Raw genomic sequence first — 12,324 nt, 5'->3', positions numbered from 1 at the left:
GTGTGGCGCCGGCCCCCATATTTGCCGGTCCGTTGTAGGGCTTACATGGAAGCGCCGCGCCGCCGGGGTCGACCGTGAATTATCGGAGGCGGCTCCGGATCGCCTTCAGCATCGCGCGCCGATAGGCGCGGTCAACGGCCAGCGTCCGGCACATCAGTCCCAGCAGCCGCTCGGAATGCGCCACCGGATACCCTTTCCGCTTCAGCAGGCGCAAATGGCGCAGCCGTGCGCGGATCTCGCGGCGCAGGCGTTGTATCCGGTGGTCCACCGGCAATATGTCTCGTTCGATCAGGGCCTGTTGCCGTTGCGCCTCCAGGTCGTCATCGCTATACCGCATGCGATCCATTGCAGCCTTCCGGTTGATCCGTATGCGTGAGGTCTCGCATCTTTCGTTCCGGGCGCGCGCGGCGACGCGGTGTGATGCAGGCGGTATCTACCCCGGCCAGCGCGCGCCGACCCGCTCGGCAATGCCGGCCGCCAGCGCGTCGATGCCGTCGGCCGACAGGGTGTCCGCCGCGATGGTCATGCGATCGTCCCAGCGATGAAAGTGCCTGCGCTGCGAACGCGCGTACGACGGGTCGTAGTGCCGGGTGGCCAGTTCGGCGAACAGCTCCGGCAGATTGCCGGCCCGCGCCATGGCCTGCCAGGCGTCGACGGTGGTCTTGCCGTGCAGTGCCTTGAGCCGTCCGAGCTGCCCGGCCAGCCATTCCGGACGGTCGCCCAGGTAGGCGTAGTCACGCAGCAGGAAGGCCAGCCGGGCGGGCAACGGCACGTCGATTTCCAGGCACAGGCTGTCGCGCATGCGCGCCACCAGCGGCACCGGCAGGTTGAGCTGGCCGATGCGCGCACCTTCGCCTTCCACAAACAGCGGACGGGACAGGTCGATGTGTTCGATGGCGTCGGCCAGTGTCGTCTCGAAACGGGTCTGCGAGGGCTGCGGCACGCCCGGCAGCGCGCCCAGCAGCGACCCCTTGTGCCGCGCCAGCCCTTCGATATCGACCACCTGTTGGCCGTGGGCCGCCAAGGCCTGTAACACGCGGGTCTTGCCGCTTCCCGTGGCGCCACAGATCACCACCAGCGGCAGTTGCGGCGCCAGGGTGTCCAGGGTGGCGATGACATGCCGCCGCCACGACTTGTAACCGCCGCCGAGCTGCTGGGCGTCCCAGCCGACCATGCGCATCCAGGTGGTCATCGCACCGCTGCGCAGCCCGCCGCGCCAGCAGTAGACCAGCGGCCGCCAGTCAGACGGGCGCTCGGCAAACTGGCCGCGCAGGTGGCGGGCCAGGTTGGCGGCCACCAGGGCGCCGCCCAGCCGGCGGGCCTCGAAGGCGCCGGCCTGCTTGTACAGCGTACCGACGATGCGCCGCTCCTCGTTGTCGAGCACGGGGCAGTTGATCGCGCCCGGCATATGGTCGATCTCGAATTCGGCCGGCGAGCGCGCGTCGATGATGGTGTCGAAGGCGTGGCGGTCTTCCACGCGCACAAAGGGCTTCATGAAGGACGGGCAGTGCGGGCTGGGAAATGGCTCAAGCATGAAGCCTACTCCAACCCGGGCCGCCCGGGATGACAGAAGATCAGAAGATCTGGCTGCCGGGCGCCGCCCCGGAATGGTGCGATCGCCGGCGGGGGCGGCAGGCTGTGGGCGCAGCCTGCGTGCTATGCTGCGCCGGCCTGCTTCTGCAAGGATCTGGTAAGAATCAGGCGGCATCATCGTGATTCATCGCGGACTTTCGCCATGTCGACAACCCAAACCACCTCCGTCCCGATGGTCCCGCCGGGTCCGGTCGATACGTTCGGCTGCTCCGCGGACAAGCTCGGCGCCGACCAGGCCCTTGCGGGCAGCGACATCCAGTTCTATCGCAAGAGCGCGCGCCTGCAGTCGGGCCAGATCGCCATGCCGGCGGCCGAGCGCGGCTTTGTGGCGGGCATCGCCCTCGGGGCCGGCCACCGCCGCCGCATCATTGCCGGGCGCCACGCGCGCACGCACGATTTCGCGGCCGGCGACATCTACGTCCGCAGCCTGTCCGAGGACTACAAGGCCGATTACCAGACCCGTTTCGATTTCATCCTGATGGAGCTGCCGCGCAGCTTCATCGAGCGCACCAGCAGCGAGATGGGCCGTGCGCGTCAACGCGCCCTGCGCGAGACCGCCGGTCAGCCCGACCCCGTGCTGGCGCACCTTGCCCAGGCGATGGTGCCTGCGCTGAGCCATCCCGAACATGCGTGCCGGCTGTTCATCGACCAGTTGAGCCTGACCATCGGCGTGCATCTGGTCAGCCAGTATGGCGACGAGCCGGTGGCATCGCGCAGGGTCAACCGCCTGCTGTCGCCGCGCAGCGTGGCCCGGGCCAAGGAACTGCTGGCCGCCAAGCTCGACGGCGACCTGTCGATTGCCGACGTGGCCGACGCCTGCCAGCTGTCACGCAGCCATTTCACGCGTGCCTTTCGCGATACCACGGGGCAGACGCCTTATCAGTGGCTGCAGTCCCAGCGGCTGGAACGCGCTTGCGCGCTGCTGCGGGACGCCGCCGTGCCACTGGCCGAGGTCGCCGTGGCCTGCGGCTTTTCCGACCAGAGCCATTTCACGCGCGTCTTTACGCGGCACACGGGCATGGCGCCCGGCCTCTGGCGCCGTCGCTATCTCGGCTGACCGAAGGCGGGGCGGCCGACCGGCGCGGAAGCATCGGGGTCGCCCTGGTGGCATTGGCATTGGCATTGGCATTGCAGGCGTGTATGGCGCGGCAATGCGGCACAGACGTACAAGGCGCGGCACAAATCGACAAGTCAATTCCCGAGGCGTGTCGTAGATTGCGTCTGACTGCCGCATGGCGCGCCGCCAGAAGCCACGCGCTTTCTGCCCCGGCCGCCGCCGGCGCTGGATTGTTGCCAACTGGAGATGCCGCCGTGACCCCGCAAAGCGACCCGCCCTCGGAGGCCGCCGCATTCCAGTTGGACGCCATCCGCATGGTGCGTGACGTCGCACAGGCCATCGAGCGGCGTATCCAGGAAAACCTGAGCGGTGCCGGCGCGGACGCTGGCGCATGCCGCAGCGACACGGCCATCATCCAGTGCCTGCAGGAGCAGATGGTGCATCTGTCGCGCGTGGCCACGCTGGGCACGCTGGCGGCGTCCATCGCGCACGAAATCCGCCAGCCGCTGACCGCCATCCGGATCGAAGCCGGCACCATCGAACGCTGGATGAAGCGTGACGCCCCGATGGCCGGCGAAGTCAGCGAAGGCATCCGCCGCATCCAGGAACAATCCGAACGCGCCGAGCGCGTGATCCGCAGCCTGCGCGCGTTGATGCGCCGCGAACCGTTGCCGCCCCAGCCATTCCGGCTGGACGACGCGCTGCGCGAGGTGCTGCCGCTGGCCGATTGCCGGATCAGCGTCGCCTGCGTCGATCTGCGGCTCGATCTCGACACGACCTTGCCGCCGGTACATGGCGACCGCGTGCAGATCCAGCAGGTCATGCTCAATCTGTTGCTCAACGCGGTGGAGGCCAGGCGCGATGGCTCACCGGGCACTGCCCGGGTGACACTGCGCACGCGGCGCGGTGCCGCCGGCATGGCCGTGGTCGAAGTCATCGACAACGGCCGTGGCATCGAACCCGAGCAACTGGCCCGGATCTTCGAACCGTTCTTCAGCACGAAGGACGACGGCATGGGGATCGGGCTCGCCATCTGCCGCGCGATCGTGGAACTGCACGGCGGCACCATAGCTGCTGCCTCGGGCGATGGACAGACCACGGTGACGGTCGCCCTGCCGTTGTACGTCTCAGCCTGCGCCGCCGCCTAGGCGGGGCGGCGCGCCTTCACACGGATCAGGCCGTGCCGACTGCCGGCTGCAGTGTCTCGAGGCGCTTCCGGGGTCAGTCCTCGAACGTCCCCTGATACGCGGGCGCGGCGTCCGAGCGCGTATTGAGCTCGAACATCACGCCACCCGGTGCGCGGCAGAAGAAGCGTGACCCCCGCCCGTTGTTGAACACGCCGGTTTCGAGCTGCACGCCATCGGCCTGGAAGCGCGCGTACAGGTCACGCACCGCGTCGAGCGTCGGCAGTTCGAATCCCACGTGGAAATTGCCGGGCCATGCGGGCACGTCATCGCTCGCGTGGTCGATCACCACGTCGAAGCCGGCCCGCTTGAGGATGAAGGATTTGTCCCACGTCCCGGCGATCGTGAATCCGAGGTACTGCTCGAAGAAGCGGGCCGTGGCCGCGGTGTTGGCGGAGGGAAAGCTCAGGTGGTTGAGCTTCATGATATGGGTCACATCGGTCATCGTCGGTCTCTCTTGCTGGCGGCCGGGCACCATTGCCCGGCTCGCCGGAGGACTTCAGATTATGGGCAGCGGCCCGCCGCCACAACTCGCATCGGCGGCATGCGCCGGATGGCCCGAGAACCCGCGTCAGCCCTGGATTTCAGGCGGTTGGCGCCGGCGCGCGGTCAGGGTGTGCTCACATTCGGCGTTTGCCGACCCGGGCCAGATAGCCGAAAACCGCCGCCCGCAGACGGTGTTCCAGGCAGTCGATATCGTGCTCGCCACGCTCGCCGGCGGCATCGACCATGCCGCGAATCATGGCGAAGAGATCGCCCGCCACCATGTCGACCTGGGCCGGATCGGCAACCACGCGGCCCACGATGGTGGTAAACAGGGCCTGCAGTTCGGCCGAGCTCACTTCGTCGCGCAACGCCGGGCGCGCTTCCTCGATGTCGAGCAGCCTGGCCAGCATGGGCCGCTGCAACTGCTGGCGCACGCAGGCGCCCAGCAGGTATTCGAGCGCGGCCTTGCCCCCGCGCCGCGTCAGCGCGAAGGCCATGTCCGCGCGAAATCGCGCCGTTTCGCGCTGGATCAGCGCCACGGTCAGCGCGTCCTTGCCGGGAAAGTACTGGTAGAGCGAGCCGATGCTGACACCGGCCCGCTCGGCTACCGCGTTGGTGTTGAAGCCTTCGACACCGTGGGCTTCCAGCACCTGGGCGGCGGCCTCGACAATCGCGGCCACGGTTTCGCCGGCACGTGCCTGGCGCGGCGTCTTGCGCGGGCGCAGCGGTGCTGCCGGTCTGGATTGGGGCATGGGCGGCAACCTGGTCTTGGTCTATCGCGGCTGAATGGCGGCACCGTCCAGCGCCTCGAGCCGCGGACAGCCCAACTGGGCCATCGCCACTTCCAGCTCGGTCTGCAGCATCGTCAGCAGGTGTGCCACGCCGGGCATGCCGCCCACGGCCAGCGCATGCAGCACGGGCTGGCCGACCAGCACGGCCCTGGCGCCCAACGCGAGCGCCTTGGCGATATCGGTGCCGCGCCGGATGCCGCCGTCGAGCAGGATCGGCACCGCACCGTTCACGGCCTGCGCCACGGCCGGCAGCGCGTCGATGGTGGCCGGCACCGTGTCCAGCGTGCGGCCGCCATGGTTCGAGACGATGATGCCTGCGACGCCCGCATCGAGGGCGGGCCGGACATCGGCCGGATTGAGCAGTCCCTTGACCAGGACAGGCAGCGTCGTCTGGCGGCACAGCCATGCCACGTCCTGCCAGGTCGGCGCATGGCGCAGCATGCTGCGGAATACCGGGCTCCCGTGGCTGGCGTCGTGGGCCTCCGGCGGCGGAAAGTCAGCCAGGTTGACCGCGCCGATGCCGTCGGGCAGGCGGAACCCCGCGCGCTGCTCGACATTGCGGATGCCGTTGACCACCGCATCGATGGTCAGCACGATGGCATGGTAGCCGGCCTGCTCGGCGCGGCGCACCAGCGTCAGGGTGTCTTCGCGGCGCGGCTGCAGGTACAGCTGGAACCACAACGTGGTGGTGGCGGCGCGGGCGATGTCTTCTAGCGTGACGCTGGCCTGCGTGCTGACCGTCATCCAGGTGCGCGTCAGCGACGCCGCATGGACGGTGGCCAGCTCGCCATCGGGATGCGCGAGCTTGTGATAGGCGGTGGGGGCGATCAGCACCGGATAGTCGAGCACCCGCCCGAACAGTTCCGAGCGCGCCGACGCCTGGGACATGTCGACCAGGGCGCGCGGCATCAGACGGATGCGCTCGAAAGCTGCCAGGTTGTCGCGCTGGGTGATGCCGTCGGCCGAGTACCCGGCGATATACGCGGCAATGGCCGGATGTACGCGTTCGTGGAAGCGGCGTTCATAGTCGCGCGCGGAAACGGTATCGGCAGGAATCATCGTCAAAGCTCGGCCCAGCGCCGCAGCAGGTTGTGATAGTGGTTGACCAATGAGAGCACCGCGTCGTCGCCGTCGCCCAGCCGGGTGCGGATGCCGATGATGGTCATGTCGAGTTCGTGCAGCGTCGTGCGCATGCCGTCGTCCTTGACCATCGACTGGGCCCAGAAGAACGAGGCCCAGCGGCACCCGCGTGTGACGGGCGTGACGCGATGCAGCGACGAGGCAGGATACACCACCATATGTCCGGCCGGCAGCTTGACGGCGTGGGTGCCGAACAGGTCTTCGATAACCAGTTCGCCGCCGTCGTACTCGTCGGGATCGGACAGGAACAGCGTGCTGGACACGTCGGCGCGCATGCGCAGGCCGCCGGTACCGGGCATGGTGCGGATGGCGTTGTCGACGTGCGTGCCGAACGTCATGCCGGCTTCGTAGCGGTTGAACATCGGCGGCAGCACACGCAGCGGCAGCGCGGCCGAATGGTAGGCCGCGCTGCGGCCCAGCGCCTGCAGGACGAAGTCGGCCAGTTCCAGGGCTTCGGCGGTGTGTGTCGGCAACTGCAAGTTGGCCTTGGCCTGCGCGGCCAGGTCGCCGGCCGTGACGCGGCCATCGACCCACGAGGACGCCTCCAGGCGTCGCCTGAGTGTGCGCACTTCGTCAGCGGTCAGGACATTTGGGATACGGATCAGCATGGTGGCGATTTCTCGGGGAGGACGGCCGGCCCCCACCCACAGTGAAGGAGCCGGCCCGGTGTCGGCGGAATCAGAACGTCACGCCAACGTTGAGCAGCACGGTACGGCCGGAAGCCGGCACGGCCCGCGTCGCCTGGAATGCCGACGCGTAGTTCAGGCTGTTGGTCAGGTTGTAGCCGTTGAGCGATGCCCGGAACTTGCCCTGCCGGTAGGCCAGCATGGCGTCAAGCGAGAAGGTGTCGGGCACGCGGCCCGTATTTTCCGAATTCGCCCAGTAGCCGGACGCGTACTGCACGCCGCCGCCCACCGTGAGCTTGCCCGGCAATGGCACGAGCGCGTGCGGAATGGCATACGCCGTCCACAGCGTCAGGTTGTGGTGCGGCACGCCAGGCGCCACGTTGCCCACCAGCGCCGGGATGGCGGCCGATGTCACTTCGCCATCCAGGTAGGCATAGGCCAGATTGGCCGACCAGTTCGTGGTGATCCTGCCGGTCAGCCCTACCTCCGCGCCGCGTATGCGCCGCCCCTCGCCGCTGTCGGAGAAGCCGTTGGCGACTGCGCCCGTCACCGGGTCCACCGTGTAGGCGTTGGACTTGCGGATCTGGAACAGCGACCCCGTCACGCCCAGGCGCTTGTCGAGGAAGTCGAGCTTGGCCCCCACTTCCACGGTGTCGGACCGCTCCGGTTCGCTGGTGACGCCGGCCTTGGGCACCTCGGACTGCACGCCGCCCACGGCCAGCGCGATGTCGGTGCCCACCGGCCGGTACGAGCGCGAGAACATCGCGTAGAACATGGCGTTCGTCGTCGGCTCCCAGATCGCGCTGATGGCCGGACTGAGCTTTTTCGAATCCGCCGTGCCGCCCGCCGCCGAGGCGCTGGTCTCGTATTCGCTGCGGAAATAGTCCCAGCGCAGGCTGCCGAGCAGCGAGACCTGGTCCGTCAGCCAGACGCGGTCGTTCACGAACAGGCCGACGTTGGTGGAATTGGCGTCGCGCGTGGCCACGTAGTTGACGCTGGCATTCTTGCTGGCGTCGAAGACCGGATCGACGATGGTCTGGTTGTTCAGGCGGCCGGTCCAGCTGCCGATGTCGCGGTGATCGCGCTGGTAATTCGCGTCGAGCCCGGCCATGGCCCGGTGGCGGAGGCTGCCGGTGTGGAACTCGCCCTTGGCGCTCAGCACGTTTTGCAGGCCCCACCCACGCTGCATGTAGGTCATGCCGCCGCGCGCACCGTACCGCAGCCGCGCGTTGCCGCCAGCCAGCAGCTTCTGCAGGGTGGCCTGGTTGACCCCCGCGGGGTTGGTGCCCGAGAAGTCGCGGTCGTAGTAGCTGAAGCGCGTGTCGTTGTTCAGCGTGATGCCGTTTCCGAGTGTCGTCTGCAAGAGGGAAGTCACCACATGGGCATCACTGGTGTCACGATCGGTATTGCGCACGTACGAAGTGGACCGCGACAGGCCCGGCACGTCGTACTCGGTGATCGGCCGGTACACGCCGTCGGTGCCCTGTGCCATCGGCACGCCGTAGTCGGGCGGTCCGCTGCGGTGCAGGTAGGCGTAGTTCAGGTGCCATTCGGTCGGCGTGCCCAGGCCGGTGCCGAAGTCCACGGCCAGGCCGCGCCGGTCGTCGTCCACGTGGTCGCGGTCAGGCGTCCTGCCGTCCTGGAACATCGCGTTGACGCGCACGGCCGTGGTCGTGCCGAGCTGGTAGTTGCCATCCAGCATGGTGCGGTACGTGGGGCCGGCGCCGAAGTTCTGGTCGATGCTGGTGCGCGTGCCCTTGCCAGCCTTCTTCGAGGTCTGGTTGATCAGGCCGCCCAGGTTGCCCACGCCGAAGCTCTCGCCCGCGGGGCCCTTGATGACTTCGACGCTTTCGGTGTTGAAGATGTCGCGCCGGTAGGCGCCAAAGTCGCGCAGGCCGTCGATATAGACATCGCCCTTGGCCGGCAGGCCGCGAATGCGGAACTGGTCGCCATTCTGGCCGCCGTTGCCTTCGCCGGTGGACACCGTGATGCCGGGCACGTTCTTCAGCGCCTGTTCCAGCGAGGTCACTTGCTGCTGCTCCAGCACGTCGCGCGGGAGGACGAAGATGGTCTTGGGCGTCTCCTTCACGGTATCGGGCAGCCGCGCGATGCCGGTGGGCGCTTCGTTGGTGTTCTCGATGCCCGTGCCGGTCACGGTGACCGCCGGCAGCACCGCGGCGGGCTGGGCATGGGCGATCTGTGGGAGCGCCGTGATCGTAAGGACGGTGCCGGTGCTTGCCGCGCCGGACACCACTACGCGGATCGAAGACGAAAGGATTTTCTGCTGCACAACTGAACTCCAGCGTTGACGACAACAATCGGGGCGGATGCGGGCATCCATTGCGCCTGTCAGGCGACAGGCGCGCGGGCGAGGTCGAAGGGGGGCGGAGTAGGTGTGACGCGGAGGCTTGCTGGTCGCTGGGGGCGATGGCTGGCTATGGGCGGGCGGATGCGTGTTCGGCATCGACATGACCCGGCCCGGCGCCTGTGTTTCTTCAACAACGGGCGCCAACGTAAGCCATCCGGCTACGGTGGGTCAATCGAAGATCGGGACGGAAGAGATATTTCGGAGAACTTCGAAAATCTCACAAAGAATGACTGACTCGGAGGTTTCCGAGCCAGTCAGACGGTGCGGGCCACGGGAGGGGTGAGCGGGATCAGAAGCTGGCGGCCAGGCCCAGCGACACCCCGGACACGTTGTTGCCAAACACGTAGCGCACCACGGCCCGCACGCGCGTGACGAAGACTTCGTGCGCCGTGGTGTCCAGTTCCAGGCCCAACCCGAGCGTGGTCAGGTAGTTGAATCCCAGCGCCCCGGCCTGCGCGCCGAGGTAGTGGGAGTGCGACAGCTCCATCACATAGCGCACGGGCCGGTCCATTGCGAAATAGCCGGTCGGGGCGCGCCAGCGCGCGTACAGGTTGGCGGTCTGGGCGATGGCCGAGCCTTGCACCGCATCGGACGAGCCGCCGAAGCTCTTCAGGTGGATATTGGTGTAGCGCAGTTCGACGTCAATGTCGTGCTCGGGCCGGTAGTGTTCCCAGTCGATCATCACCGAGCCGCCCAGCCCATAGGCATTGAGCGATCCGCCGTCGAGGAAGTTGATGGTGCGATCGGTCTTGCGGTTCACGAAGCCTTGCGCCAGCCGCAGGTCGCTGGACACATTGCCCAGCGAGGCATTGAAGATCGGACGGAACACCAGTTCCTTGCTCTCGGTCAACGGGAAGTCCCAGCCGATACCGACTGTGCCGGCTACCGTGTTCCAGCGGGTGGGCAGTTCGCGCGACTCCGTGCCGTTGGACGCCACGAACGTGGGGTCGTAGCGGCTGTAGGCGATCGACCCTTCCATATAGATCGGCGTGGACTTGCTGAGGGTGAAGCCGCCGCCCAGCTGCGACATGATGATGCCTGGGTTGGCGGTCTGCCCGTTGGAGATCGACAGCGAACTGGACGCCAGGTCGGGCACCACCGAAAAGCTCATCAGGGTCAGCACCGCATTGGCCTGCCGCTGCACGGCCGGGCCGAACACCACCTGGAAATCGGGAGATTGCTGCGCATACGCGGGCCCCGCGCCGCCCCACAGCAGCACGGCAAGCACGACGACCACCAGCGCAGTCAGGCAGCGCCGACGGACGAAACCGGATCCTGGAAGCGTCATGCGGCCCATTGGGGGGTCGGCCGGATAGGCCCGGCGGCGTTCGGCAATGCTGCAAAGCGTACGCCAGCGCGGGGCGGCTTGCGAATTGGACCAAAGCCGTATGGACAACCCGATAGCGGGTCCGGCAAGCGGCCTATTGGCCCAAGGTTCCATTGCGGCGCGTCTGGCGGCCATCTATATGTTGTGCTGACAGCCGGAGAAGGGGACGTCGGCACCATTTTGCGGAGGGATGCCATGAGGGGTGGCAGCGGGCAACAAATGCGGCGCATGCGATGCATCGGCCACTGGATGCTTGCCGGCCTGTTGGTTTCCACGGGCAGCGCCCTGGCGCAGCCGGCGCCCGGGCAGCAGCCGGCGCCGGCACAGCCGCCCGCGCAGGGCGCGCAGGCGACAGCGGGGCAGCAGACCTTCAAGCCCGAGGAAATCGAGGCCCTGGTGGCGCCCATCGCGCTATATCCGGATTCGGTGCTGTCGCAGGTGCTGATGGCTTCGACCTATCCGCTGGAAATCGTGCAGGCCGCGCGCTGGCAAAAATCGAATTCGAGCCTGAAGGGCGACGCCGCCGTGAAGGCCGTGCAGGACCAGCCGTGGGATGTCAGCGTGAAGTCGCTGGTGGCGTTTCCGCAGGTGCTGGAGCCGATGAACGACAAGCTCGACTGGACGCAGAAGCTTGGCGATGCCTTCCTGGCCCAGGAAAAGGACGTGCTGGCGGCCGTGCAGCGGCTGCGCAACAAGGCCCAGCAGTCCGGCAACCTGAAGTCGAACGAGCAGCAAAACGTGACGGTCCAACCGGCCACGCAAAGCAGCGGCTCGCAGCAGACGATCGTCATCGAGCCCGCCAATCCGCAGGTCATCTACGTGCCGGCGTACAACCCGGCGACGGCCTACGGCAGCTGGGGCTATCCGAGTTATCCGCCCTACTACTGGCCGCCGTATCCGGCCTACTATCCGGGCGCCGCGCTGGCCACCGGGTTTGCCTGGGGCGTGGGCCTGGCGGCCGCCGGCGCGATCTTCGGCAACTGCAACTGGGGCGGCGGCGACGTGAACATCAACGTGAACCGTGCCACCAACATCGACCGCAACTTCAACCGCAACAGCGTCGAAGGCGGCAAGTGGAAGCACGATGCCAGCCACCGCAAGGGCGTGGCCTATCGCGACAACGCCACGCGCGAGAAATTCGGCAACAACGTCGGGGGCGCGGACCGGCGCAACGACTTCCGGGGCCGCGAGGGAGACCGGGGCGGCGATCGCGCGGGAGATCGCTCCGGCAACCGGGCCGGCGACCGCAGTGCGGATCGCGCGGGCGATCGCGCTGGTGACCGGGCCGGCGACCGCGCCGGCGACCGCTCGGCCGACCGGGGCGGCAACCGTGGCGGCGACCGCGCGGGCGACCGGGGTCAGGGCGTGGGCGGCGACCGCGCCAGTACTGGCGACAGGATGTCCACCGATCGCGGGGGCGCCGGCGATCGCGGCGGCGCTGGCGCGAATCGCACCAGCTACAGTGGCGGCGGCCGGGACAGCGCGTTCCAGGGCGTGGGCGGCAGCGGCGCAACATCGCAGCGCGATTTCGATCGCGGTCGTGCCAGCTCGGGTGGCGGCTACGGCGGCGGACAGGGCGCAGCCCAGCGCAGTGCCGGCGGTGGCGGCTTCCAGGGCGGCGGTGCCAGCCGCGGTGGTGGCGGTGGCTTCCAGGGTGGCGGAGGCGGCCGGGGCGGTGGAGGCGGCGGATTTGGCGGCGGCGGTGGGCGCGGCGGCGGCGGCGGCCGCCGGTAGCGGGAAATGGCGATGACA

At 68.1% G+C, this 12,324-nt stretch carries 11 protein-coding genes; 3 read left to right on the top strand and 8 right to left on the bottom strand.

The window, feature by feature from the left end; genetic code table 11:
• Nucleotides 1-79: 79 nt before the first annotated feature.
• Together AC24R4_RS04910 and mnmH are read right to left on the bottom strand one after the other, a co-directional pair.
• Nucleotides 80-346, bottom strand: coding sequence for a hypothetical protein (locus AC24R4_RS04910; protein WP_487522394.1), 267 nt, complete (start codon nt 344-346; stop codon nt 80-82).
• An 87-nt stretch (nt 347-433) separates the two neighbouring features.
• The gene (gene mnmH / locus AC24R4_RS04905; protein WP_487522986.1) at nt 434-1,495 is read right to left on the bottom strand and encodes a tRNA 2-selenouridine(34) synthase MnmH; all 1,062 of its coding nucleotides are present in this window, start codon (nt 1,493-1,495) and stop codon (nt 434-436) included.
• 240 nt (nt 1,496-1,735) lie between these two features.
• On the opposite strand from mnmH, the gene AC24R4_RS04900 reads away from it, so the two are divergent.
• Both AC24R4_RS04900 and AC24R4_RS04895 read left to right on the top strand, forming a co-directional pair.
• Complete coding sequence (locus AC24R4_RS04900; protein ID WP_487522393.1) at nt 1,736-2,650, top strand: AraC family transcriptional regulator; 915 nt, start codon at nt 1,736-1,738, stop codon at nt 2,648-2,650.
• 254 nt (nt 2,651-2,904) lie between these two features.
• Nucleotides 2,905-3,798, top strand: a complete 894-nt coding sequence (locus tag AC24R4_RS04895; RefSeq protein ID WP_487522392.1) for a sensor histidine kinase — start codon at nt 2,905-2,907, stop codon at nt 3,796-3,798.
• A 73-nt stretch (nt 3,799-3,871) separates the two neighbouring features.
• Here AC24R4_RS04895 and AC24R4_RS04890 read toward each other — a convergent pair whose 3' ends face one another.
• The 6 genes from AC24R4_RS04890 to AC24R4_RS04865 form a co-directional block, all read right to left on the bottom strand.
• Nucleotides 3,872-4,279 carry a VOC family protein gene (locus AC24R4_RS04890; protein WP_487522391.1) on the bottom strand — a complete coding sequence of 136 codons (408 nt, stop codon included), beginning with the start codon at nt 4,277-4,279 and terminating at the stop codon, nt 3,872-3,874.
• 175 nt (nt 4,280-4,454) lie between these two features.
• Nucleotides 4,455-5,072 (bottom strand): TetR/AcrR family transcriptional regulator, encoded by a 618-nt coding sequence (locus AC24R4_RS04885; protein ID WP_487522390.1) that lies wholly within the window; start codon nt 5,070-5,072, stop codon nt 4,455-4,457.
• 21 nt (nt 5,073-5,093) lie between these two features.
• Entirely contained in the window at nt 5,094-6,170 is a 1,077-nt protein-coding gene (locus AC24R4_RS04880) for an alpha-hydroxy acid oxidase (protein ID WP_487522389.1), read from the bottom strand.
• Nucleotides 6,171-6,172: 2 nt separating this feature from the next.
• Nucleotides 6,173-6,859 (bottom strand): Fe2+-dependent dioxygenase, encoded by a 687-nt coding sequence (locus AC24R4_RS04875; RefSeq protein WP_400397312.1) that lies wholly within the window; start codon nt 6,857-6,859, stop codon nt 6,173-6,175.
• Nucleotides 6,860-6,929: 70 nt separating this feature from the next.
• Complete coding sequence (locus AC24R4_RS04870) at nt 6,930-9,167, bottom strand: TonB-dependent receptor (RefSeq protein ID WP_487522388.1); 2,238 nt, start codon at nt 9,165-9,167, stop codon at nt 6,930-6,932.
• A 367-nt stretch (nt 9,168-9,534) separates the two neighbouring features.
• Nucleotides 9,535-10,533 (bottom strand): hypothetical protein, encoded by a 999-nt coding sequence (locus AC24R4_RS04865; RefSeq protein ID WP_228770744.1) that lies wholly within the window; start codon nt 10,531-10,533, stop codon nt 9,535-9,537.
• Nucleotides 10,534-10,791: 258 nt separating this feature from the next.
• Here AC24R4_RS04865 and AC24R4_RS04860 point away from each other — a divergent pair, with 258 nt between their 5' ends.
• Nucleotides 10,792-12,306 carry a DUF3300 domain-containing protein gene (locus AC24R4_RS04860; protein WP_487522387.1) on the top strand — a complete coding sequence of 505 codons (1,515 nt, stop codon included), beginning with the start codon at nt 10,792-10,794 and terminating at the stop codon, nt 12,304-12,306.
• Nucleotides 12,307-12,324: the final 18 nt, after the last annotated feature.

It is taken from the genome of Cupriavidus sp. CER-90, assembly GCF_057652055.1.
The sequence above is the reverse complement of the archived record's forward strand: the minus strand, read 5'-3'. Positions and strand labels throughout refer to the sequence as shown.

What these genes read in the sequence shown, in the direction of transcription:
- AC24R4_RS04910 (WP_487522394.1), bottom strand. Translation starts at nt 346, where the DNA reads ATGGATCGCATGCGGTATAGCGATGACGACCTGGAGGCGCAACGGCAA.
- mnmH (WP_487522986.1), bottom strand. Translation starts at nt 1,495, where the DNA reads ATGAAGCCCTTTGTGCGCGTGGAAGACCGCCACGCCTTCGACACCATC.
- AC24R4_RS04900 (WP_487522393.1), top strand. Translation starts at nt 1,736, where the DNA reads ATGTCGACAACCCAAACCACCTCCGTCCCGATGGTCCCGCCGGGTCCG.
- AC24R4_RS04890 (WP_487522391.1), bottom strand. Translation starts at nt 4,279, where the DNA reads ATGACCGATGTGACCCATATCATGAAGCTCAACCACCTGAGCTTTCCC.
- AC24R4_RS04885 (WP_487522390.1), bottom strand. Translation starts at nt 5,072, where the DNA reads ATGCCCCAATCCAGACCGGCAGCACCGCTGCGCCCGCGCAAGACGCCG.
- AC24R4_RS04880 (WP_487522389.1), bottom strand. Translation starts at nt 6,170, where the DNA reads ATGATTCCTGCCGATACCGTTTCCGCGCGCGACTATGAACGCCGCTTC.
- AC24R4_RS04875 (WP_400397312.1), bottom strand. Translation starts at nt 6,859, where the DNA reads ATGCTGATCCGTATCCCAAATGTCCTGACCGCTGACGAAGTGCGCACA.
- AC24R4_RS04865 (WP_228770744.1), bottom strand. Translation starts at nt 10,533, where the DNA reads ATGACGCTTCCAGGATCCGGTTTCGTCCGTCGGCGCTGCCTGACTGCG.
- AC24R4_RS04860 (WP_487522387.1), top strand. Translation starts at nt 10,792, where the DNA reads ATGCGGCGCATGCGATGCATCGGCCACTGGATGCTTGCCGGCCTGTTG.